We start from the raw sequence: 22,377 nt of genomic DNA, 5'->3' as shown, positions 1-22,377 counted from the left end.
TGGTCCCTGTCGTCTCGTTTTCGTCGGTGTCGATACCTGGTGCTCCAGCAGGAAACGACTTGGAGCGAGAGCGTCGGTCAACGACACTGGCCCCCGGCAAGCAACGTTGTCTGGGGGCCAGCGAAGAGGGAAGAGCGGTCGGCCATCTGCTTCTGGGCTGTCACTACACTCAAGACTGCGATGACGTGCTGGAAGGGTGGTGTTACAGCCCGTGGCTCGAGATGGCTGAGGTCATTTGGCCGCGAAGATTTCCTTTACTTCCTTGTCGCGTACTTTCTTCGCCATGCCGGTCAGCAGCACCTTGAACAGCAGGCCGCTTACCAGGGTGGAGAGCGTCAAGGTGAAGAAACCAGCCAGGATCCAGTCCACCAGCAAGAAGCCGCTATTCGTCAGGGTCGGGTGATAGAACACCATGCCAGCGAAGACCACCCAGTGGCTGATGCAGAAGAAGCATTGGAAGAGGTGGCCGGTCATGTGGCCAAAGCGTTGTGCGTACTGACGCAAGGGCGCGAACAGTTCACCTTGGGTGATCGAGATCGCGATGCTGCTGGCTGCCAGGGCCATCACGAAGCAGGTCCATAGCGCGTTCAGTGTCTCGGGGGAAAATACGGTAGTCATGGGGATCCTTGTGTGTCTTCGTCGAAGTGACGAGTGGGAAAAGTGAGTGGGTCGTGCTCAATGTCTGTCGATGCGGGTGTCTGGTTATCTCTCTGCCTTCTGTCTAGCGTGCGCTTAGCATCCGCTCGACACCTCGGGTGGCGGCATCGAGGGCGCCCGCAAGGTGACCCGGGAATCGCGGTGACCATTCACTGGCGATACCGAACAGACGTTGCTGCCAAGGGCCTTCATTTGCCTCCAGCAGCGGCACCGAGACATGGGATGCCACGTCTTCCAGATCTGCCGGGCTCGCGATGAAGGGTGAGGTTGCCCAGTCCTTGAGGTATTCCTGCCGCGGATGTGCCGCCTCAGCACCGAACAGGCGCGCCAGCTGTGCGCGGCAGTGCTGGCGTAATACGTCCGGCGTGATCTGACGTCGGTGATCTGCCGGGACTCCCACGAACCCGAAGAGTGCACCCAAGCCTTCCATTGGGCTGGCATCGTGAATCTCCACCATCGGGCCACGCGCGCTGCGTGCGACGCCGGACAAGCCGGCCTCGCGCCAGAAAGGACGATCGTAGACCGCGAGATACTTGGCGTGGGGCGCCATCCAGGTCGCGGTCTGCTGCCACTGTGCCGTCAGTGCGCTCGGCAATGCCGGCGTGAACTGGATATGCTGGAGTGCCTGACGTGGCGGAATAGCCAACAAGACCTGCTCCACTTCGCAGCTCATGCGTTGCCCGCTGTCATCCTCGGCACTCAGCGCAATCCCGTCTGGCAAGCGCTCGAGATGACGAACGATTTGCCCAGTCAGTATCTTGTCCGCGGGGATATCGCGTCGCAGTCGCTCGATCAGCGTCTCCATCCCTCCCGCTACCCGCATGGCGGTCAGCGAATCACGGATGCCAGCAGTGCGCAGTGGACTCTTGTCCGTGGCGCGCTCGAGGAGGCTGTCGCCCGTCACATGTTGTGCAAAGCATTCCAGGCCCAGTGTCTGCATCAGTTGCGCCATTTCGCGCTGATGCTCCGGCCAGAACCAGGTAGGCCCCAGGTCCAGGCGGTGCTGTGCCCCTGTCCCGGCAAGGGACGGCACTGCGGAAGCGATACGGCCTCCCATGACGTGCTGGGCTTCGAACACCCGATAGTCATGAATGCCATGCTGATCCAGTTGCCACGCGGCATAGAGACCTGAGAGACCAGCCCCGATAATGGCAACGCGTGGCGAAGGTGTGTTCATTCATCCTCCAGAGCGATCAGATGCCCCGTCTTGAGGTAGAAGGTCGCTCCCTCTGCACCGGCGGAAAGCGCCAGCGGTTCGCTGGTTGGCAAGCGCAGCCAACTACCGGCAGGGCAGGACCCGTGCCCTGGATGCAGGCAACCCTCCAGCACCAGCAGTTCGGCACCGCCAGTGTTGACCAACAGCGGAAGCTCGGCATGTGGCGTCAGGCGCTGCAGGCTCACCTGCTCGGTCGCACTGGTATACAGTGGGCAGATCTCGCGGCCATCCTGCTCATGCCAGTTGGCCGGGTCTCGAGTGTTGATGCGTACCGCTTCATGCTCTTCGGACGGCATCTGTCGCAGCTTGACGAAGATCACGCAGCCGTCGGTGCTGCTGGGGGTGTGGCGCGAGTCTGGCGGGTTACGCAGGTACCAGCCAGCAGGGAAATCCCGCACGCCATCTTCGGTGAAGGTGCCGGACAGCACGAGAATCTCTTCGCCTTGTGGATGCTCATGCGCTGAAAAGTGGGAGTCTGGTGCATATCGGACCAGGCTGGTGGCCCGTGCCTTCTCCTCCCCGATACGGTCCAGCATCATGCGCTCGACCCCTCCCTGGGGGGACGGCACCCACTGGTAATGGTCCGGTGTAATGCTGGCACGTTGTGAAAAGTCGGCATTGAGGCGCATGTAGGGCATCTCCACGAGGGCGAGAGAGGGAAGAAAACCTTTTTCCATGTCTGGCGGTCATCACACTCGAGCGCCATGGCATGAGCAGGGCAGGACAGACACCTATGAGCTGTCACGATCCGTCTATGCGGCGTATTCTGGAAGCTGACTGAACATTCAACAAACGAGATTAACTAGGCAGTAGGGAAAGAAAAACTTTATCGCCATGACATCGCCCAATCATCTGAATGCCTTGCGTGCCTTCGAAGCGAGCGCCCGCCACAAGAGCTTTGCCGCTGCGGCAGAGGAACTGCACGTGACCCCTGCCGCTGTCGGCCAACTTGTGCGGGGACTGGAGGAGTGGCTGGGTGACTCGCTGTTTCATCGTGCCAACAGCGGCAAGACACGCCTTGTCCCGACGGAGCTTGCAGAGCAGGCACTGCCGGATATCCGTGCCGGATTCGAGAAATTGTCACTCGGGGTGGAGCGCCTCAAGGATGGCACTCGGCGTAGCGTGCTGACGGTGACGGTCAGCCCCGCCTTTGCCGCCAAATGGCTGTTGCCACGCCTGCATCGGTTTCAGGCGGCGTGGCCGGACATCGATGTGCATCTGGATACCAACCACAAGCCGGTCGATTTCTCACGGGAGCGGGTGGATATCGGGGTACGCTACGGGCCAGGCAAGTGGAGGGGCGTGGTGGCTCAGGAGCTGATGCACGAAGAGGTCTATCCGGTCTGCTCGCCCCAGCTGCTGCGTGACCCCGAGCGCTTGAAGACACCCGCAGCCCTGCTGGAGGAAACACTGATTCACGACCTGTCCATGGAAGGCTATGACGGTTTTCCTTCATGGGGTGGCTGGTTCAGGAAGGCGGGTCTCACGGATGCCGATTCATCGCGCGGTCTGCAGATCAACAACTCTGCCGCAGTGCTGCAGGCCGCGATCGATGGACAGGGCGTCGCCCTGGCACGTGGAGTCATGGTTCACGATGACATTGTCTCGGGGCGTCTGGTCAGGCTGTTTGATGAGGTGATGTGTGCCTCCTCTCTGGCCTATTACGTGATCCACCGACCCGAGGTCACCCATGTGGCCAAGGTACAGTCATTCCGGGAATGGTTGCTGGAAGAAGCCGGGCTCAGTTGCCGAATACCTTCCACCCCAGCGTCGTGAATGGCTCTGTGGTCAAGCACATTGGGGAAGCTTCCAAAGTGCCCGATGTCCCCTGATAGAAATAAAAGGCGAAAATCCGATATTGCTGCATCCGGCTGCACGACATGCCCGTATCTCCCTGCATCGAACGCAAGATGTCATGAAAACAGCACATGCAACACGCTGAACTGACAGCCTTGTCGGAATACTCAATCGACTTCCACAGCGAAGTGATGCAATCGGAGATATCAGCATGCAGCAGGGTTCCCAGGCAGTGAATCAAGGGCGTTATGGTTATTACATCGGTGTATTCGGGGTGGTGCTCCTGCTCCTGTGGCTGGGGATCTACAAGTTCACGCCCACAGAGGCGGGATTGATCGAGCCGTTGGTGGCCAATCACTTTGCCATGAGTTGGCTGTATGACGTGATGTCAGTCCAGATGGTGTCCAATCTGGTCGGGCTGTCAGAAATCCTGGTGGCGATCGCCATGATCGTCGGTCTGAAGTATCGCCAGGTGGGCTACTATGCAGGGATTGCCGGCAGCGTCATCTTCCTCTCCACTTTGAGTTTCCTGTTCACGACTCCTGATGTCTGGAAGGTCACGGATGGCGTACTGATCGCCAACTTCTTCCTGGTGAAGGACATTCTCTTCCTGGCAATTTCCGTCAGCATGGTGGAACGAAATCGACCGATCAACGCTGACTGATTTCTCTCTATGAAGCCACAAGGCGCTCGGCAATATTGTCGGGCGCTTTTTGCTTGTCTCACGCCTGGCTTGGCGGGGTATCAGCCAGTCACATCCATGAGCTGGCTCACGACCCACTGATGCAGCGGGTCGTCGCTATAGCGAGGGTGCCAGGCAGCGGTGACATCAAAGGGCTCCGGCAATGCTTCGAGTACGAGCTCTACCAACTCACCTCCGGTGATTGCTCTGGCTGGGAGAAACGCTACTGAGTCTGTGGCTTCCAGGTAAGCCGGGACGACCGAGAAGCAGGGGGCGAAGATCGCGACATTGCGGGCAAGGCCCTGCGCCTTGAACCAGTCATCCAGCGAGTCCTTCAAATTCGGGCGCGAGGGCGATGCAATGATGTTCGGGTGGCGGGCAATGTCCGCCAGTGTCACCGATTGATCAGCGATCGAGGAGTGCTTCGAGGTCATGCACACATGACGATCGGAGAAGAGGTGCCGGCTGGGGTAGGACTCTGGAAGATAATCGGGAAAGGCGATGGCGAGGTTTACGTGATTGTTCTCCATCAAGGCATGCAGAGTATCGATCTCGAAGTCTCTCACCACGATCTTGAGTCCCGGGGCTTCGCGACGTAGTTCGGCCAGCAGGGCCGGCAGCACGATCTGCTGCGCGTAGTCGGTGGCGGAAATGATGAAGGTGCCTTGCACGGCTGCCGGGTCAAACTCCTGTGGAGTGAGCAACCTCTGTAGCTCGAGGAGGATCCCGTCGACCTTGGGGGCCAGTGATTGCGCAAGAGGCGTCGGTACCAGGCCGTGCGTCTTGCGCAGGAACAGGCGGTCGCCAAAGATATCGCGCAGTTTCTTGAGTTGTTCGCTCACTGCCTGTTGTGTCAGCCCCAACTGTCCTGCGGCCTTGGAGGCATTCTGCTCGCGAAGCAACGCCTGAAAGACGCGCAGTTGCTTGATGTCCAATCGTTCCAGCTTTGCCATGGTGTGCCTCGTGAGATCAGTGCATCAGAACTGCCGCACTGTCGTGCCAGTGATACCAATATAGCTTGTATCATCTACACGAAACGATTGTTTCTGTTTGTGTTTTTGCCTTTCTACACTGTGCGAACTCGAAAGACACACCACCTTTCCACCACAGGGGAAGCGCAATATGAAAACCGTCATCGTGATAGGTGCACTGGGCAAGATGGGGCAAGCAGCACTGAGCGGACTGAAGAACCACAAGGTGATCACTGCAGGGCGTTCCGGGGAGGTCGATCATATCGTCGATATCACGGATGAGCAGTCGATCATCAATCTCTACGAGCAGGTCGGGCACTTTGATGCGGTGGTCAATACTGTCGGCTACTGCGAGTACGCGACATTTGACGAGATGAGCGAATCCCAGTGGATGACCACCGTGATGAGCAAGATGATGGGCCAGATCAATCTAGTGCGGATCGGTCAGCGCTATATCGCTGAGGGCGGTTCATTCACTCTGATCAGCGGCATCCTCAACGTGAAGCCAATTCCCATGGCGATCGCGGATGCCACTACCAGCGGTGCTATCGATACCTTCGTCAGATGCGTTGCCTACGAATTGCCGCGTGGCATGCGCATCAACGCCATCAATCCCACCGTGCTGGAAGAGGCTTGGGACGTGTATGGCGAGATGATGCCGGGCTTCCAGCCCGTGCCTGGCGCACTGGTCGGCAAGGCGTTCGAGCGCTCTGTCGATGGCTTCATCACCGGGGAAGTGATCTTCGTGGATGCCTGATCGGGGAGAGAAAGGTGTCAGCCCGCGTGGCTGACCGACCTCTGATGTAATGAACTGAAACGCCACAAGGGGAGCCGAGGCTCCCCTTGTGGCGTAAGCATGAGTGAATCCAGCCGAGGGTCAGAAGTCCATGGTCAGCCCCAGGTTCAACCGGCGGCCATCCAGTACCACGCCGTAGGTGTCATTGGTGACTTCCTTGTCAGCGATGTTGTAGAGGCCAGCTTTGACGCGGGCGTTCTCGTTCAAGGCATAGACAACGCCTACATCGAAGAAGGTATAGCTGGGGGTGCCTTCGCTCATGCTGGTACGTGACAGATAATCACTGGTTTCGCCACGGTAGTTCCCCTGTGCCCACAGGTTGAGGTCGTGAGTGGCTTGCCAGTCCAGCGCCACGTTGAGCATATGTTCCGGGATCTTGTTCAAGGGCTCGCCCTTGAATTCACCACTTTTCTGCTCGGAGTCGGTGTAGGTGTAGCTGGAGCTAAGGTTCACGCTTGGCGTGATGGCATAGTCCAGTGACAGCTCGATGCCTTGCATGACAGCTTCGTCGATGTTGCGGTAGGTGCTGACGAAATAGTAATCAGTGCCGGCATAGTTGCACTCACGGAAGGCGGGGTCAGAGAAACCTGCATCCGGGCCCTGGCAGAGGCGGTCTTCGGAGATCTTGTCCTTGAACTGGGTGTAGAACAGGGTGGCGCCGGCGCTGAGTGTGCCTGACTGGTTCTGGAAGACGGTGCCCAGCTCGTAGTTGGTGCTGGTTTCCGGATCCAGCTCCTCGTTACCGATGATGACGGCGCTGCCCCGACCGGTTCGGCGCCCAAAGCCCTCTGTCGCAGCGGATAGACTCGGCTGACTATAGCCTGTGGAAACCCCGCCCTTGAGCGTCCATTGCGGATCAAGGTGATAATTGGCATAGACGCGTGGCGAGAGATGTCCGCCAAACAGCTCGTCATCGTCGTAGCGTAAGCCGGTGGTGACGTTGAGGTCCTCGGTCAGACTCCATTCCATCTCGACGAATAGTGCGGCAATCCAGCGATCGACGTTATCGACGGCACCCGGGACATTCGAATCCAGCAAACCATTGGTCTCATCGGTCAGCTGCTCGAATTTGTACTGACCGCCGAAGGTCAGCATGTGGTCGCCCCAGAAGTACGTGGTCTGGTTGTTGAGCGTGGTAACTTCTTCGCGCTTCTCATCATCGGAGTCCAGCACGTTCTCCGAAATGTCGTGCTGTAGATAGGTGTCCGTGAGGAAGCTACCATAACTTCCCTTGTGGCCAAGGGTATAGACATCCTTGTCGTAGCGATAGCGACTGGTTTCGGAATCATCCGGGATGCTCACGCCAGCATTGTGGGTATATTCCTTCTTGGACGCGGTATAGCCGAGTGTGAACGCATTGTCCTCATCCGGCGTCAGCGTGAACTCGGCACCTCCTTGACGTGTGTCGCTGTCGGGCATGCTTTCGGCATTGTCACTACCGCCCTGGTAATCGCTTTCTTCATAACCGGTCCAGTTGCCGTGAACCTTGAGGCCAAGCAGGCCATCGATGAGCGGCCCGCTGGTATAGAAGCTCAGCTGCTGCCCGTCGTTGCTGATGTCGTTGAGCGAGTGGGTATATTCCGTCGTGACAGATCCCGACCACTCATCCGCCACCTTCTTGGTGATGATGTTGATGACGCCGCCCATGGCTTGTGAGCCGTACAGCGATGACATCGGTCCGCGAATCACTTCCACTCGCTCGATCATCGAGATCGGGGGGAGGCCAATCTGCTTGCCTTCGTCATTGCCATTGGTATTGACGGAGCGGCCAGCCGAGAGAGGGCGGCCATCGATCATGTAAAGCGTGTAGCTGTTGTCCATCCCTCGAATACTGATGTCCTGAGAATTCCCGCCCCCCGTGACATAGACGCCAGGCACATTATCCATGGCATCTGTGATGTCCGTGTACGACTGCTTGTTGAGCTGCTCGCCGGTAATGACCGAGATACTGGCAGGAGCATCTGAGATCACCTGTTCGTAGCCGGAAGCTGTCACCACCACAGGTTCCAACTGGCTGGAGTCGTCAGCCTGTACGCCAGCAGGTAGGCAAGCGGCGGCGATACTGATGACCAAGGCCGATCGAGCAAAGGGGAGTGCGGGGACTGTCATGTTCCTGAATCCTTGAGGTCGCGATTATGTCGTTATTGAGCCACGAGGTTTTTTAGGGTTGTGGGCCACTGAGTGCTCTGTTGACGTCGACTTCGGGTAGGGAATGCGACAGGCGTCATCGCATCAGTGTCGATATTTTTCTCGTGTTTACGAAAACAAATGATAAACATTCGTATTTTTTAGTTTAGGTATGTTTCTTTGCTGTCAGAGTTGCGTTCTGCGCAACCCTCGGTGGTGGCATGGAGTCGTCCGTAAATTGCGGGTTGTGCAACGCACAGTTGCATGATTTTGAGGAAATAGCCGTGCTAGGGTCGCAAACACAAATGATATTAATTATTATTCAATAAAGGGGGTGTCGATGAACGTCGCTGGGCTCACCTTGTCTGTCTCTACTCTGTTGTTGGCTGCTTTACCTATTGGTACCCAGGCACACGAAGTCGCCGGGGGAGAGCATGGCCCTTCCGTCGTGAGTTTGGACTGGGGCGCTGCCGATACGCTGGATGAGCTGGGCTTGGCCAAGCACCTCGTCGGGGTACCACATCAGTCTGCGCCCGCCTATGTGTCACACCTGGTCAAAGGTCGGGCAGATATCGGCGGGCTCAAGGAGCCTGATGTCGAGGCGATCGCGGGCCTGGAGCCGGACCTGATTCTGGTCACCGGCCGTCAGTCCGGATCACTTGAGGCGCTCAAGGCTGTGGCGGAAACGCGAGATGTCACTCTCAAGGAAGGTGACTACTTCGAAGCACTGAGCGACAAGGTACTGAGCTTGGCGTCCCCGTATCATGCTGAGGAAAAGGCACGTGAGAAGCTGGCAGCGCTCGAGTCGGATATCGCGACGGCGCGTGAAGGGCTGGCGGAAGATCTTGACGCGTTGGTTGTGATCCATAACGACGGTAGTTATGTTCTGCGCCAGGAGCCGATTGTCACTGAGCTGCTGCAGATCGATCAGCCGGCGCTGCCTAACTCCGTGGAGCCGGTCAGCCGTGGTGCGCGTACTTTCTACCCGCTGACGCCAGCGAATATTGCCGAGATGGCGCCGGATGCACTGTATGTAATCGACCGCAGTGCTGCCATTGGCCAGACCCCGATGGATGCTGACGCGCTTGAGGCTGCGCTGGCCGATGCTGGCGGGGCGGACATTGGTGTCACCGTGCTATCCCCGGGGCTTTGGTATCTCTCCGGCAATGGCTTGCAGAGTGTGCGCGCCCAGATGAATGAGATTCTCGAAGGGCTGTAAAGGCCGGAGCACACGGTTTCTTGTCAGACACACGAAGGCCAGGCATCTGCCTGGCCTTCGTGTGTCTGACGGATATACATCAGGCGAGGTTGTCTGATCAGAGGCTTCAGCGTTGCTTGAGCTGATCGCGCAGCCCTGTCGGAACCTGTTTGATGATCAGACGGTCACTTGCTTCATCGTATTCCACCGAGTCGCCCAGCAGGTGCGAGTCAAAGCTGATCGAGACGCCCGCGGCGCGCCCGGTGAAACGCTTGAACTGGTTGAGCGTCTTCTTGTCCGGCGGGATTTCCGGTGACAGTCCGTAGTCACTGTTGCGAATGTGGTCGTAGAAGGCCTGCGGATGCTCTTCATCGATCAGCTCAGACAGCTGATCCAGAGTGATCGGCTCGCCGAGCTTGGCCTGGTCGGTGGCATAATCGACTAGGGTATCGGTCTTTTCGCGGCTGGCTTCCTCGGCCATGTCTTCCTTCTCGACATAGTCGCTGAACGCCTTGAGCAGGGTGCGGGTTTCCTGGCCGGCATCCCGCTGCTCCTGTGCGCCCAGTGTTTCGGCGAAAGCCTCGGCGAGCTTGGTGCGTCCGCGATCGCGCGCCCAGGACAGATAGGGGTGAGACGTCGAGCTACCTTGCCACTGACTGATATCCAGTCGTGCGGCCAATGACATCTGGGTCAGGTTGAGCTGTCGGGCTGGGGTTACCGCGAGGGACTCGTCGATCGCGAAGCCGTCACGATGGTGCAGCAACGCCATGAACAGGTGGCGCGTCTCGCCCTGCTGGTGATCCACCACCAGCAGATGGCCGCCTGTCGGGAGGTTGTCATCGATCAACGGCATGAGTCGACCGGCAAGCGTCTGGGTCAGGCTCGCGAAATCGGTTTCACCTGCGAGGAAAGACGCCAGCTCGGCAGGGAAGGCGGCAGGTGCGTCTTCATTGAATCGCCCCCAGTTCTTGGCCTTGCCGTGGTAGGCATCATTGAGTCCGGACACCAGATCTTCCAATGCATCGGATGCTGCCAAGGTGGTGTCGGCAGGCACCAGCTGGGCTGGCGTCTCGCTATTGCCCTTGTCGATACGGTGAATGATGCTGTGCAGGATCGGCATGGAAACCTCCCTCGGCTGCGATGAACGGGCTGGGGATGATACCTGCCACGATTCGGCAGTGGTAGGGCTGTAGGCAGCCGGGGAGAGCGCCTTGGCTATACACCTTTTCTGCAAGGCGCCCATCAGGAGTTCACCTATCAGAAGAGCCTCTGACTTTATTTTGTTGAATGCATCAGTGGATGGCTGCTTTCGTCTCTACTTCGTCATGACATGCCTCAAGGAGCATTCTCAAATTATTGGCATCCATAGTGCCGCGCTTTCCAATCACAATCAGTTGAGTGCCTGGCGTTTGTCCATTCCATGGTTCTGTAGGTGTGATCTCGCAACGTGCCCCTACAAGATGAAGAATACATTTCTGATCGTGAGCTTCCGCGACATGACAAATGCCCTTGGCACGGTAAATAGTGGCGGGGAGGTTAGCCATCACCTTGCGAAGAGCCTTCAGGTTCAGTGGGATATCGCTTTGCCAGCTCCATGTATCGAATAGATTATCGTGATGGAGTGGGACTGCCCTGAACGTTCCAAACGCCATCGTGGATGCTGGGGAGTTACCGCTATCAGGGCTGACTGGTTCAGCAGTCACCTTTCTTTCCACACCGAGTAACAGCTCCAGTGGGACTACACCATATTCACTTTCTATCACGCGCGCGTTCGGATATAGCCAACGTGCCTTGAGTGAAGTGTGTTGATCTGGTGTTAGTAGGTCAGTTTTGTTGAGTATGATGATATCAGCAGCATCTAGCTGCTCGGTGGCAAGCCGTGTCATATCACTATCCAGATCATCAAATTGAGCAGCATCGACTACAGTCAGAATGCCATCGATATGGAGCGACTGACGAAACTGAGGATAGCGCAAGGTGTTGGCGATCTTGACAGGATTCGAGACACCGCTGGCTTCGATGACCAGATGCTCGGGGCGTTTCTGTGGGTCTGCCAACAGCGTGGAAAGTTGCGCGATCAAGTCACCCTCCACCGTGCAGCAGATACATCCATTCGCCAGACTGACGGTGGTCTGGGTCTGGCTGACGATCAACTGTGAATCAATGTTGATAGCCCCGAAGTCATTTACCATCACGGCCATGCGGCGACCGTGGTCACTGTTGAGCAGGTGATTGAGCAGCGTCGTCTTGCCCGCACCGAGAAAGCCTGCGACCAGCGTGACGGGAATGCTGTGTTGTTGTGTCATGGGAGTTTCTTCTCATTATTGAGTCAAGCCGCTTCGCTTGGCTCGTGGTCAGGAAGTCGGGTGTCAGAAGGCGGGCAGTGGTTCCTGCCAGGTAGCAGCCATATCGGTATCCGTGAAGGCTCCCAGACGATCCCATGTCACTTCTCCTTCCAGCAGAGTCAGCTCCACTTGTGTGGCATGCAGATTTCCCTTGATGGCGATATCGAAGAGGTCACGGTCCAGCACGATGAGGTCAGCCGACTTGCCGACTGATATTGATCCCGCGTGTTGTTCGATTCCCATGCACCATGCGCCGTTGATCGTCATGACACGGATGGCTTGCTCTAGAGAGATGGGGTGACCAAAGAACTGACCTTCTTCTTCACCGAAGGGGTTTTGACGGGTAATCATGGCTTCGAACCCGATCCACGGGTTCAGGCTGGAGACTGGCCAGTCTGTCCCCATCACGGCATTGCCGCCGGCCTCTATGACGCCCTTGAAGTTGTAGGCACGCTGCATGCGTTCTTCGCCGAAAACAGCGCGAGCATTCGCGAAGGAGGAGGGGAACCACCCCACGGGCGAGAATTCGGCAGTAACATCCAGTGCTTTGAAGCGTACAAGGTTGGTGTCCAGTAGCGTTGTGCTATGGGCGCATTGATGACGCACGCCATTATTGCCATTACGTGCTCTTGCTTGAGCGACGGCATCCAGGAAGATATCGGAAGCTCCATCACCGGTGCAGTGCGCGATGACACGAACCCCTTTGCGATCCATGTCGACTACCATGTCGACGATATGCTCTGGCGTGAGATTCAGGTGTCCTCTCCAGTTCTTCTCGCCTGGCCAGGGAGTTGATAGATAGGACGAACGTGATTCATGGGTGCCATCGAAGTGAAACTTCACCGCATTGGCATTCAGGCGATTGCTTCGATAGTAATGACGCTCTCCTGCCAGTAGCTCCCAGCGCCGTTTGACCGGGAAGATATCATCCTGCCAGCTGATGGCTGCTTCTACTCGGACGGATAGCTTGCCATCTTGATCGAGACTGCGAAGTGCATTCAGGCGGTGTTCGCAGACGTGCACGTACTTGGTGCCCACCACGCCATGTCCACTCTGGAAATGCAGCCCCTCTCGATAGGCACGTGTCAGCGCATGCTGCGGTGTTGGTGGCATGGTAGCGTGGATGATGGCGTAGGCACCATCGACCAGAATGCCGGAAGGTTCATGGGTAATGGAGTCTCGCTCGATATAGCCATGACGTGGGTCCTGGGTCTCAGCGGTAATGTTTGCCAGCGCCAGTGCGCGCGAGTTGACCATCATGCAGCCCCATGAGCGATCAAGAATGGCCACAGGGCGATCAGGCATGAAGCTGTCCAGCCAGTCACGATCAGCGACCAACCCAGCCTGCTTGAAGGTATAGCGCACGAAATATTGGCCGTAGATCCAGCCATCGCCCGGATGACTGTCGGCGTAGTCGAGTATTGCCTGCTTGACCTCCTCTGGGGTGGGATCCTCAAAACCGATATTCAGATAGTCGGCATAGCCGGGCGCCAATGCCAGGTCGGGGTGAGTATGCATATCATAAAGACCGGGCATCACGAATCGACCTTCAAGATCGATGACCTTGGTGTGGTCTCCAATGAAGGGCGTCACATCATCTTCATTACCGACGGCCATGAAGCGACCGCTGCGAATCGCGACGGCTTTCGCCCGGGGAGTATTGTCGTCCACGGTATGGATGTTGGCATTGATCAATACGATATCGGCAGTTTCTGCCGGTGAAGAGGCCGCTACAAAAGAAGGTGTCGTCAGAGTGCTGGAGGTAATCATTATCATGAACTCATAATCGAAAGGGGGAGGCACAGCACGAGAGAAGAGCGAGGCACGGGCGTGCATCACGATGGGATACACGCCCGTTCATCAGCCGATCATCCAATGGCCCAGCAGGGCGAGGATAGGTAGCGAGATCATCACTCGCAGGGCATAGATCATGACCAGGTCACGTAATGTGAGCCCAATGTCAGCTCTGACCAGGATGATGGCAGCTTCGGTAAAGAAGATGATTTGAGTGACAGCGACACCCGCCATCACGAAGCGTGTCACTTCGCTTTCGATTCCAGCACCTAGAATGGAAGGCATGATGCTGTCAACAATTCCGGCGAGTAGCGCGGGCGCTGCCTGAGCAGCCTCCGGAAGACGCAACAACTCCAGATAGGGCACCAATGGCAGTGATAGCACCTGGAATAACTGGGTGAACTCGATCAGCGCCAATCCGACACATCCCACCAACATCATGGCCGGATAGATGGAGAAGGCCACATCTGCGCTGATCTGAAGCCCTTGCTTGAGCTGTTCTGTGGGAGAGTTGGCTTTCTCGGCACGTTCGACGGCGCGGCGTAGACCAAGGGCCAGTACACCTTCTCCAGGACGACGGTCTGTCTTGAGCTGCTTGCCGACTGCGGGATGGTAGATCGGCAATTTGTTACGAAGCGGTGGCAGCTTGGGCACAATGATGGCGCACAGGACGCCGGTGATGGCAACGGCGATGTACCATTGAATGAACATCTCCTCGAGGCCGATCAGCTTTAGCAGCAAGTAAGAATACGCAATCGAGACGATCGAGAAGTTGGTCGCGATCGTGCACGCCTCACGACTGTTGTAAAACCCCTGACGGTACTGCTGAGTCGTAAGGATGATGCCCACGCTGGAGGCTGACAGCCAAGAGGCGAGGCAGTCCACCGCTGCTCTCCCCGGCAGGCCGAAGAGACGCTCGAACATGCGGCTGCACAAGGTGCCGGCGAACTCCATCAGTCCGTAGTCAGTCAGCAGAGGTAATAGCAGTGCTGACAGGAAGTAGATGGCCAGGACGACTGGGCCAACATCATAGAGCATTACGCCGCCGGTATTGCGACTCCATACCCACTCAGGTCCTACCTCGAAATAGACCATCGTCATCAACAAGGCGCCGATGACGCGTACGATGGTCCAGCCCATGCCGGGATTGAATAGCGTGATCAAACGCCCCTTGCGGTGGCGTAATGGACTGAAGGTGACGGCCAGGGTCATCAGACTAGGAATGATGGCGACCGCGGCTGTTGCTGTCACCATGAGGGGTTTGAGTACATCATTTATGTAGTCGATGACGAACGCGATCATGATCGTCATCCGACCATCAACACTGATCGGCGTAAAGAAAAGCAAAACGCCGAGAAGCGTGGGGATCAAGCATTTGAGCAGCTGTTTCGTGCTATAGCGAGATTGAGGGACTTCTGAGGCGACGGGAGTCGGGCGGTCGGTCATGGGACGCGTACCTTTTTTATAGTTGTAATGACGAGTTGATGGTTGTCATGAATCATCAATCGTTGCTTTTACGATGCCATCGTGCAGGCAGCTCGTGCCAGGGTGGATGTATCCAGCGAGAGTAATTCTGCCAAGCTCATCCGGAAATGGTGTGCCGTTCTAGTGACGAAAGTCGGGCGCTTCTCTATCCAGACGCCGTAGTTCTGCGGCCCAGGTCAAATCTACGCTCTCTGCGTGGTAGCGTGGGTTCTCAAACTGCTGGGCGGTGTATTCACATTCCTGTGCAGAAGGCATTATGAGTGGGCGGCCTGCTTTCATTGCTTCAAGTTGAATCTCGCAAGCCTTGTTCAGATAGAACATGTTGAAGTAAGCCTCAGCAACGCTGCGACCAGTGGTCAGTAATCCATGATTGCGCAGAATGGCACACTGCCGATCACCAAGTGCTGCCACGATGCGATTACGGACTTCAAGATCGAGTGGAATACCTTCGTAGTTGTAGTAGGCCACGCGATTGTAAAAGGCCATGTTGGTTTGATTAAGAGGAAGAAGCCCCTCTTCCAATGCCGCGACTGCCATGCCAGCCAAGGTATGAGTATGCATGACGCATACAGCATCATGACGATGCATGTGGATGGCACTGTGAATCGTGAAGCCTGCAGGATTTACCTCAGGATCATCAATGTTCAGTTTCTGGCCATCAATGCCAATAGTGACCAGATTGGAGGCGGTAATCTCCTCTGGTAGCAAGCCATAGGCATTGATCAGGAAAGCCGGTGTCTCGCCTGGCAGGCGTACGGATATATGAGTGAAGACTTGATCGCTCCAGCCATTTCGCTCCAGCAGGCGATAGGCGGCGGCCAGGTCGACTCTCAAGGTTTCTTCAATCGCGGGTTTTGGCATGTGGCGCACTCTCGGACGGGAAGGCATGGGACAGTGGTGTGGCTCAGGACACGGGATAAGGGCGTGCTCATCCTGTGGCAGGCTGGCCTTGTATGCATCCTAGGTTGCTTGTGAGAGAGCGGATATCGATTTATTCTCCAGAAGTTCATTCCAAAAAGTCATGACCTGCCATGCAACGACAGCTCCCCAGCATGATATCTCTTCGGTGCATCGTCGCTTTCGCACGCTTTTCCAGCGTCACAAGAGCCGCCGAAGAGTTGAATCTCACTCAGAGTGCCGTAAGTCGCCAGATCAAGAATCTGGAGGAGTTTCTGGGCTGCCCGCTGGTAACGCGTTCTCGACAGCGGCTTACGCTCAATGAGTTGGGGCAAGCCTATGTGCACGAGATAGCGCCGTTGTTGGAGAGTCTTGAAACAGCGACTCATCATGTCCGCACCAGTCACGTTGGCCATCTGCGTATCGGAGCTGAACCTTCGTTTACCTCTCGCTGGTTATTGCCCAAACTCAAGTCATATGCAGTACTCAATCCCGAGATTGAGCTCGAGATCATGAATGATCTGCGCCGGCTTTATGACAGTCATGAAGGCTATGATGTCGGCATCCTTTTTGGGGAGGGTGAATGGCCAGGATTTGATGCACGTTTTCTCATGTCCAGTGAGCTACTTGCTGTGTGTACACCGGACTTGCTGACTGAAAAAGGTCCTGTCATTGAGCGGCAGGATATTCTGCGTTACCCGATTCTCCATCATGTGGCGCATTCACCTTTGATGAAGTCTTCCACTCAGTTGTGGTTGGAAGCAGCGGGGCTATCGATCAGAGAGTGCAATGCATTACCAGGGCAGCGGTTGGAGCATTTTCAGTTTGTTCTTGAAGCGGCTTTGCATGGGCTTGGGATAGCCATATTGCCGCGCTATTTCGTGACACCAGAACTTGCTGAGGGGCGCCTGGTGGTCGCAAGCCCCTCACCCTTGAGGTGCGGTGGTTATTACGTAGTTGTGCCCTCAGGGCAGCATGACCCCAAAGTCAGTCGTTTTGCGGATTGGTTGTTGTCTTGGGAGTCTTGATATAGGCGACTATCAGAGGACTGCCTGGTGCGCTGTACATCTTAGGACTGCCAATGGCTCCTTCCTCACGGACAGGTTTCACCCTTGATGAGCCGAGTCGTCAGCAGGCGAGGCGGGTTCCAGCCCCAGAATCATTCGCGCGGCAAGGCGGCCTTTCTCGGTACTGTCCTGCTGGACCGTGGTCAGGCGTGGTGAGCGATATTGACCTTCCTCGATACCATCAAAGCCGGTGATACGCAGGTCTTCGGGAATCCGGATGCCGCGTTGTTCGGCCAGGGTCACGGCGGTCAACGCGATACGGTCGGACATGAATAGCAGGAGGTCTGGCCGTTCACTGGCCGGAAGATCCAGAATCTCTGCCAGCACCGGTGCGCAGACCTCGTAGGTGTTTTCCTCGATGTTCCACATCGCCACAGAATCGGGGGAGATATCCTGCTCAGCCAGCGCACGATGAAAACCTGCCAGACGCGAGCGGGTGATTGTCTGACCCGTCGGAAGCAGTGCGTGGGCACTGGTGATACGTCCATTGCAGGGTGTTTCGGTCAGGCGCAGGTTGACGATGCCGATGCGACTGGTGGGTGTCTTCAGGGCATGTTGCGCGATGGCGTAGCTAGCGGGCTCATTATCCACGTGGATGGCGGGTTGATCGCCCAGATCGAAGTCGACTGCCACGATGGGCTTGTGACCCGCACTCTGGAGTTCCTCCTCCAGCGCCATGCTGGCCATCAGCCCGTAGACAATGAAACCATCGGCAATGCTGGAAGATCCTGGTACCTGTGAGGCATCTTGGCGACCCGAGAGCAGCAGTAGGGTATGGCCATGGGCGTCGAGCACTTCTGCGATGCCCGACAGCAGCTCGCTGGCGACCGCATCCTTGAGACTGTAGGTCAGTGTCTCCGCAAGTACTACGGCGATGATCCGTGAGCGCCCCGTGCGTAGACTGCGCGCCTTCGCGTCCGGGCCACGGTAACCAAGGCGTTTGGCCTCCTCGAGAATCCGCTCACGCAATGCTGGCGAGAGCTGGTCGGGGCGGTTGAAGGCGTTGGAGACACTGGCAGTGGAGACGCCGAGTTGTGTGGCTAGCTCCTTGAGAGTGATACGGCGAGGCGATGACACAGGCGTCGGGTTCCTGGAGTGGAGGCTGATACGGTCAAGAGTAATTCAGGATATCGATCAGTCGTAAGCGTTCGGGCATCACTCGCAAGCGGTGATGCCCGAACGCTTACGATGAATCGCTGAAAACGCCGTTGGTTATTTCGCGCTGGGCAGGGAGCGGCGGTAGGCGCCCGGGCTTTGGCCAAAGGCTTTACTGAAGTTACGGCAAAACACCGTGGCCGAGGAAAAACCGCTTTGCTCGGCTACCTGCTGGATCTGCAGGTCAGTGGCGCCCAGCAGGCGCCGCGCATTGTTCAGCCGATGACGCTGCAGGTAGTGGATAGGCGTCATGCCGGTGGCGGCTAGAAAGCGCCGGGACAGGGTGCGGGGCGTCACACTGAGCTGGTGGGCCAGTAGCGGCAGGGTCAGCGCGTCGGTCAGATGCAGGCGCATGTAGTCGCGGGCGGCGTCCACCAGGGTGTCGTTGCAGCTGGGCTCGAGAAATACCGGCAGCGGTGCGTCCTTGTCGCGGATGGTGAAGTAGTGAGAGGCAAACTCGGCTGAGCGGTCGCCGAGAAAGCGCTGGATCAGCAGCAGGGTCGCATCGAAGGTCGCCGGTGTGGTCGCGGTGGTGATGATGCGATCCGCCTCGACCATCTGCAGGCGGGGGCTAACGCGAACCTTGGGGTAGCGCTGTCGGAAGATGTTCTCCGACGCCCAGTGAATGGTCGCCTCTCGACCGTCCAGCAGGCCGGCCTCGGCCAGATGAAAGACACCTGTCACCAGCCCTACCACAGTCGCTCCGCCGCTGTGCTGTTGTTTCAGCCACTGCAGTGCCGGGCGGGTGCGCTCCAGATTGTCCATTGACAGCCCCCAGACTGATGGCAGTACCACCACATCGAATTGGCGCTCGCCCACGTCGGCAAAGTACTGGGTATCAAAACGCAGGCCGGAGAAGCCGCTTACCGGCTCTGGTGTGCAGCGCAGGAACGTCTCGCCAAAGCCACGCCAGGCGCTGTTTTTAAACAGCCCTGCGCTCAGCTGCATGCCCTGGAAAACCTCAGCCATGCTGCTGATTGTGCTGCTCCAGAACCGCTCGGGAATCAGGTAGGCAACCTCAATGGCGCGTTGTGCGGTGGGGACTGTAGGTGGCTGCGGCATGGGGTTGTCCGGTGGTGTTGGTTGGCGGTGCAATAGCCATTATGTCTTAAAAAGTTGATAAGTGGTCTTTTATGGTCATTTGGCGTTGATTAAGTATTGATAAAGTTAGCCCCATCAACCGCCAAGACCCGCCGCGGCCGCGCCGCAGGAGGGCTACCTGATGAGGACCTGACCATGGATCGCCAGACGGAAATTCGACTGATCAAGCAGGCGCTGGAGCTGAAGGCGCGTGGTGAGACGCAGTACCACGAATCGACTCAGACCCACGCCACTGACCGCTACATCTCCGCTGCCTGGTTTGAGCGAGAGAACGATATGCTGTTTCAGCGCCAGCCTATTGCGCTTGCGGCTGGCGCCGAAATACCCAACCCCGGCGACTACCTCAGTGTGGAGTGGGTCAAGGGTGTACCGCTGTTGCTGGTGCGGGGTGAGGATCAGCAGGTTCGGGTGTTTGCCAACGCCTGCCGACACCGCAATGCCCGGCTGGTAGCAACCGGTGAAAGCGGTTGTCGCAAGCGCTTTGTCTGCCCCTATCACGCCTGGACCTACGACACCCGGGGCAACCTAGCCGGAGCGCCGGATTTTGAGCGCGGCTTTGCTGATCTGGACCAGCAGAAGCTCGGGCTGGTCGAGTTTCACTGTCGGGAGCTGGGCGGCATGGTGTTCTTCCACCCGGACCGCAATGCCGAAGTGCCCGAGGATCTGCTGGCGCCGGAAATGGCGTCCGGCTTTGACTACCTCAAGCTTGCTGCCCAACGGGTCTACAAGCGCCGCAGCTATGTGATCAAGGCCAACTGGAAGATCCTGCTGGAAGGTGGCATTGAGGCCTATCACTTCAATGTGGCCCACAAGAACACGCTGGCGCCGTTCTTCCTTGGCAACATCTCGACCTGGGAAAGCTGGGGCGATTTGCAGATGCGCATGATTCTGCCGAAAAAGCCGATTTTGGAGGCCGCCGAGCTGCCGGAGCAGGCGTGGGACATGCGCAAGATGGCCAACATCATTTTTACGCTGACGCCGGCGGTGTTGTTACTGGCCCAGCCGGACAACATCTCGCTGATTCGCATGGTACCGCTGTCAGCTGGTGAGACCCGCATTGAAGAAGTGCTGCTGGTAGATCCTCCGCAATCGGGCGCCGAGCAGTGGTCAGAGCAGGAGCTGACCATCCACGAGACCAACCACAACCTGGTTCACAAGATTCTGATGGAAGACTGGGTGCTGGGCGAAACCATTCAGGCCAACATGGCCAGCGGAGTGGTCGACGAGATTCACTTTGGCCGCTTCGAATCTGCGCTGACCTGGTTTCACGAACAGTACGCACGCTTGATGGCGCTTGATGACGGCGTCATCGCGCGGCTGGCCTGAGGCGGTGGAGGGTTAGACGATGAAAAAGTGGCAATGCGTGGTCTGCGGCCTCATTTACGACGAGGCTCTGGGCTGGCCGCAGGACGGTATCGCCCCGGGTACCGCCTGGGAAGATGTACCGCCTGACTGGATGTGCCCCGATTGCGGCGTCGGTAAGGACGAGTTCGAAATGGTGGAGCTGTCGTGAGCGCGCCTATCGTGATTGTTGGCAGTGGCCTGGCTGGCTATACGGTTGCGCGCGAGCTGCGCAAGCGCGACAGCAGTACGCCGTTGGTGATGCTGACGGAGGACGATGGTGCCTTCTATTCAAAGCCATTGCTATCCAATGCGCTCGCCAAGGGGACAAGCGCCGATGCGCTGGTCAGTGCTGATTGCGACAGCATGGCGGCGCAATTGAATATGCGCATCCTGCCCTTTAACCGGGTGGTGTCCATTGAGCCGGCTCAGCATCAGTTGGTGTGCAAGGGCCAGCGGCTCGACTATCGCGCGTTGGTGTTAGCGGTCGGCGCCGAAGCGACGACGCTGGCGATACCCGGAATCGACCTGCCCGGTGTGTTGTCGGTCAACTCGCTGACCGACTACCGCCCGTTTCGCGAGCAGCTTGAGGTGGCTGGGCGGGTGTTGATCATGGGGGCCGGGCTGATCGGTTGCGAGTTTGCTAACGACCTGCTGGCTGCCGGTAAACAGGTTGAGCTGGTTGATCCGCTCGCCTCGCCGCTGGCCGCTTTAGTGCCCGAGCGAGCCGGGCAGGCGCTGGCCACTGCGCTGACCCAGGCCGGCGCGCATTTTCATATGGGGCGCCGGGTAGCGTCGCTGGCGCCGAGTCAGGGGAGGCTGCAAGCCAGCCTTAGCGATGGTCAGACGACGGAAGTCGATCTGGTGCTTGGCGCTGTAGGGCTGACGCCACGCACGGGATTGGCGCGGACTGCCGGCCTTCGCTGCGGGCGCGGCATCTGTACCGATGCTCAATTGGCCACCAGCGAGCCGGATATCTACGCCCTGGGCGACTGCGCCGAGGTGCAAGGGCTGTGGCAGCCCTACGTGATGCCGCTGATGAGCGCGGCCCGTGCGTTGGCGGCCACGCTGACCGGCCAGCCCACAGTACTGAGTTACCCACCCATGCCCATCATCGTCAAAACACCCGTTTGCCCCATGGTTGTACTGCCGCCACCGGCTGTAGTCGGAGAGTGGCATTGGCAGGGGACTGGCGTTGATCTGCAAGGTGAATTTCGTGATTCGCAGGGCGCCTTGCGTGGCTTTGTGCTGAGTGGCGTGCAGGTGGCGCAGCGCCAGGCGTTGCTCAAGGTATTGCACTACTCCGATAACAATGAACAACACAGCTCACTACCGTAAGTGCAGAGGGCCTGATGAGAGGACATATTGTTGAACAATTGGCGCGGCACTGCCCCGCTCGACCACAGGCGATTGCCTGAGCCGATGGCTCGCGCCAATGGTGCTTCGCTGAGTTGCGCGAGCTTGCTGACCAGTTAGCTGCGCGGTTGCGGGCAGAGGGAGTGCCGCAGGGTGAGCGTTTGGCTGTGCTGACCCGTTCACACCTGGATGCGCTGGTCGCCTTGCTGGCGGCCCAGCAACTCGGGCTGATCTACATGCCGCTGAACTGGCGTTCTGTGCCGTACCTGGCCTGGCGTGTCAGACGACAGAGATGACGCCGTCGGTGCTCAGACGCTTCCATGAAGCCCCTGTGCACTACTGCCCGGGTCCATACAGGTATCGCATTTATCGTGAGCTGGAGATGAACCTGC

The 22,377-nt window shown here is 57.7% G+C and carries 20 protein-coding genes and 1 pseudogene; 9 read left to right on the top strand and 12 right to left on the bottom strand.

Annotated features, from left to right (window positions below):
* Nucleotides 1–231: 231 nt before the first annotated feature.
* The 3 genes from NH396_RS04500 to NH396_RS04490 all read right to left on the bottom strand — a co-directional run bounded on the left by NH396_RS04500 (nt 232) and on the right by NH396_RS04490 (nt 2,502).
* A complete protein-coding gene (locus NH396_RS04500) occupies nt 232–618 on the bottom strand; it encodes a DUF1360 domain-containing protein (protein WP_253062029.1) in 387 nt (128 codons plus the stop codon).
* Between the two features lie 103 nt (nt 619–721).
* A complete protein-coding gene (locus NH396_RS04495; protein WP_253062027.1) occupies nt 722–1,834 on the bottom strand; it encodes an FAD-dependent oxidoreductase in 1,113 nt (370 codons plus the stop codon).
* On the bottom strand, nt 1,831–2,502 hold the full coding sequence (locus NH396_RS04490) for a cupin domain-containing protein (protein ID WP_253062025.1): 672 nt from the start codon (nt 2,500–2,502) through the stop codon (nt 1,831–1,833). The genes NH396_RS04495 and NH396_RS04490 overlap by 4 nt, the downstream gene beginning before the upstream one ends.
* 205 nt (nt 2,503–2,707) lie before the next feature.
* Between NH396_RS04490 and gcvA the strand changes: the two genes are divergently transcribed.
* Complete coding sequence (gene gcvA, locus NH396_RS04485; RefSeq protein ID WP_253062023.1) at nt 2,708–3,649, top strand: transcriptional regulator GcvA; 942 nt, start codon at nt 2,708–2,710, stop codon at nt 3,647–3,649.
* 232 nt (nt 3,650–3,881) lie between these two features.
* On the top strand, nt 3,882–4,334 hold the full coding sequence (locus NH396_RS04480; protein WP_253062021.1) for a DUF417 family protein: 453 nt from the start codon (nt 3,882–3,884) through the stop codon (nt 4,332–4,334).
* An 80-nt stretch (nt 4,335–4,414) separates the two neighbouring features.
* Here NH396_RS04480 and NH396_RS04475 read toward each other — a convergent pair whose 3' ends face one another.
* Nucleotides 4,415–5,305 (bottom strand): LysR family transcriptional regulator, encoded by an 891-nt coding sequence (locus NH396_RS04475; RefSeq protein WP_253062019.1) that lies wholly within the window; start codon nt 5,303–5,305, stop codon nt 4,415–4,417.
* A 169-nt stretch (nt 5,306–5,474) separates the two neighbouring features.
* Between NH396_RS04475 and NH396_RS04470 the strand changes: the two genes are divergently transcribed.
* Nucleotides 5,475–6,080, top strand: coding sequence for a short chain dehydrogenase (locus NH396_RS04470; RefSeq protein ID WP_253062017.1), 606 nt, complete (start codon nt 5,475–5,477; stop codon nt 6,078–6,080).
* A 120-nt stretch (nt 6,081–6,200) separates the two neighbouring features.
* Here NH396_RS04470 and NH396_RS04465 read toward each other — a convergent pair whose 3' ends face one another.
* Entirely contained in the window at nt 6,201–8,228 is a 2,028-nt protein-coding gene (locus NH396_RS04465) for a TonB-dependent receptor (protein WP_253062015.1), read from the bottom strand.
* Between the two features lie 466 nt (nt 8,229–8,694).
* Here NH396_RS04465 and NH396_RS04460 point away from each other — a divergent pair, with 466 nt between their 5' ends.
* Complete coding sequence (locus tag NH396_RS04460) at nt 8,695–9,465, top strand: ABC transporter substrate-binding protein (protein WP_253062013.1); 771 nt, start codon at nt 8,695–8,697, stop codon at nt 9,463–9,465.
* A 106-nt stretch (nt 9,466–9,571) separates the two neighbouring features.
* Here NH396_RS04460 and yejK read toward each other — a convergent pair whose 3' ends face one another.
* The 5 genes from yejK to NH396_RS04435 form a co-directional block, all read right to left on the bottom strand.
* Nucleotides 9,572–10,564, bottom strand: coding sequence for a nucleoid-associated protein YejK (gene yejK, locus NH396_RS04455; RefSeq protein ID WP_253062011.1), 993 nt, complete (start codon nt 10,562–10,564; stop codon nt 9,572–9,574).
* A gap of 172 nt (nt 10,565–10,736) precedes the next feature.
* Nucleotides 10,737–11,750: a GTP-binding protein gene (locus tag NH396_RS04450; protein ID WP_176676780.1), complete on the bottom strand. Its 1,014-nt coding sequence runs from the start codon at nt 11,748–11,750 to the stop codon at nt 10,737–10,739.
* Between the two features lie 63 nt (nt 11,751–11,813).
* A complete protein-coding gene (locus NH396_RS04445) occupies nt 11,814–13,559 on the bottom strand; it encodes an amidohydrolase (protein WP_176676781.1) in 1,746 nt (581 codons plus the stop codon).
* A gap of 90 nt (nt 13,560–13,649) precedes the next feature.
* On the bottom strand, nt 13,650–15,029 hold the full coding sequence (locus NH396_RS04440; RefSeq protein WP_253062009.1) for a YjiH family protein: 1,380 nt from the start codon (nt 15,027–15,029) through the stop codon (nt 13,650–13,652).
* Nucleotides 15,030–15,188: 159 nt separating this feature from the next.
* Nucleotides 15,189–15,929, bottom strand: coding sequence for a class II aldolase/adducin family protein (locus tag NH396_RS04435; protein ID WP_176676783.1), 741 nt, complete (start codon nt 15,927–15,929; stop codon nt 15,189–15,191).
* A gap of 170 nt (nt 15,930–16,099) precedes the next feature.
* On the opposite strand from NH396_RS04435, the gene NH396_RS04430 reads away from it, so the two are divergent.
* On the top strand, nt 16,100–16,993 hold the full coding sequence (locus NH396_RS04430) for a LysR substrate-binding domain-containing protein (RefSeq protein ID WP_253062007.1): 894 nt from the start codon (nt 16,100–16,102) through the stop codon (nt 16,991–16,993).
* 78 nt (nt 16,994–17,071) lie between these two features.
* Here the strand turns inward: NH396_RS04430 and NH396_RS17145 are convergent, their stop codons facing one another.
* Entirely contained in the window at nt 17,072–18,109 is a 1,038-nt protein-coding gene (locus tag NH396_RS17145) for a LacI family DNA-binding transcriptional regulator (protein ID WP_253062005.1), read from the bottom strand.
* Between the two features lie 135 nt (nt 18,110–18,244).
* Nucleotides 18,245–19,156: a helix-turn-helix domain-containing protein gene (locus NH396_RS04420; RefSeq protein WP_253062003.1), complete on the bottom strand. Its 912-nt coding sequence runs from the start codon at nt 19,154–19,156 to the stop codon at nt 18,245–18,247.
* Between the two features lie 267 nt (nt 19,157–19,423).
* Here NH396_RS04420 and NH396_RS04415 point away from each other — a divergent pair, with 267 nt between their 5' ends.
* The 4 genes and pseudogenes from NH396_RS04415 to NH396_RS17140 form a co-directional block, all read left to right on the top strand.
* Entirely contained in the window at nt 19,424–20,614 is a 1,191-nt protein-coding gene (locus NH396_RS04415) for an SRPBCC family protein (RefSeq protein ID WP_253062001.1), read from the top strand.
* A gap of 19 nt (nt 20,615–20,633) precedes the next feature.
* The gene (locus tag NH396_RS04410) at nt 20,634–20,801 is read left to right on the top strand and encodes a rubredoxin (protein WP_176676787.1); all 168 of its coding nucleotides are present in this window, start codon (nt 20,634–20,636) and stop codon (nt 20,799–20,801) included.
* On the top strand, nt 20,798–21,967 hold the full coding sequence (locus tag NH396_RS04405) for an FAD-dependent oxidoreductase (protein WP_253061999.1): 1,170 nt from the start codon (nt 20,798–20,800) through the stop codon (nt 21,965–21,967). Before NH396_RS04410 ends, NH396_RS04405 begins: the two co-directional genes overlap by 4 nt.
* Nucleotides 21,968–22,065: 98 nt before the next feature.
* Nucleotides 22,066–22,281, top strand: a pseudogene (locus tag NH396_RS17140) (AMP-binding protein); the annotation flags it as partial.
* Nucleotides 22,282–22,377: the final 96 nt, after the last annotated feature.

The sequence above is a fragment of the Cobetia sp. Dlab-2-AX genome (genome assembly GCF_024124625.1).
In the GTDB taxonomy this organism is placed as follows: domain Bacteria; phylum Pseudomonadota; class Gammaproteobacteria; order Pseudomonadales; family Halomonadaceae; genus Cobetia.
The sequence above is the reverse complement of the archived record's forward strand: the minus strand, read 5'-3'. Positions and strand labels throughout refer to the sequence as shown.

Coding starts and splice junctions, on each gene's coding strand:
- NH396_RS04410 (WP_176676787.1), top strand. CDS start 20,634: ATGAAAAAGTGGCAATGCGTGGTCTGCGGCCTCATTTACGACGAGGCT.
- NH396_RS04480 (WP_253062021.1), top strand. CDS start 3,882: ATGCAGCAGGGTTCCCAGGCAGTGAATCAAGGGCGTTATGGTTATTAC.
- NH396_RS04470 (WP_253062017.1), top strand. CDS start 5,475: ATGAAAACCGTCATCGTGATAGGTGCACTGGGCAAGATGGGGCAAGCA.
- yejK (WP_253062011.1), bottom strand. CDS start 10,564: ATGCCGATCCTGCACAGCATCATTCACCGTATCGACAAGGGCAATAGC.
- NH396_RS04440 (WP_253062009.1), bottom strand. CDS start 15,029: ATGACCGACCGCCCGACTCCCGTCGCCTCAGAAGTCCCTCAATCTCGC.
- NH396_RS04450 (WP_176676780.1), bottom strand. CDS start 11,750: ATGACACAACAACACAGCATTCCCGTCACGCTGGTCGCAGGCTTTCTC.
- NH396_RS04435 (WP_176676783.1), bottom strand. CDS start 15,929: ATGCCAAAACCCGCGATTGAAGAAACCTTGAGAGTCGACCTGGCCGCC.
- gcvA (WP_253062023.1), top strand. CDS start 2,708: ATGACATCGCCCAATCATCTGAATGCCTTGCGTGCCTTCGAAGCGAGC.
- NH396_RS04500 (WP_253062029.1), bottom strand. CDS start 618: ATGACTACCGTATTTTCCCCCGAGACACTGAACGCGCTATGGACCTGC.
- NH396_RS04490 (WP_253062025.1), bottom strand. CDS start 2,502: ATGCGCCTCAATGCCGACTTTTCACAACGTGCCAGCATTACACCGGAC.
- NH396_RS04495 (WP_253062027.1), bottom strand. CDS start 1,834: ATGAACACACCTTCGCCACGCGTTGCCATTATCGGGGCTGGTCTCTCA.
- NH396_RS04420 (WP_253062003.1), bottom strand. CDS start 19,156: ATGGCTGAGGTTTTCCAGGGCATGCAGCTGAGCGCAGGGCTGTTTAAA.
- NH396_RS04475 (WP_253062019.1), bottom strand. CDS start 5,305: ATGGCAAAGCTGGAACGATTGGACATCAAGCAACTGCGCGTCTTTCAG.
- NH396_RS04415 (WP_253062001.1), top strand. CDS start 19,424: ATGGATCGCCAGACGGAAATTCGACTGATCAAGCAGGCGCTGGAGCTG.
- NH396_RS04430 (WP_253062007.1), top strand. CDS start 16,100: ATGCAACGACAGCTCCCCAGCATGATATCTCTTCGGTGCATCGTCGCT.
- NH396_RS04465 (WP_253062015.1), bottom strand. CDS start 8,228: ATGACAGTCCCCGCACTCCCCTTTGCTCGATCGGCCTTGGTCATCAGT.
- NH396_RS04445 (WP_176676781.1), bottom strand. CDS start 13,559: ATGATTACCTCCAGCACTCTGACGACACCTTCTTTTGTAGCGGCCTCT.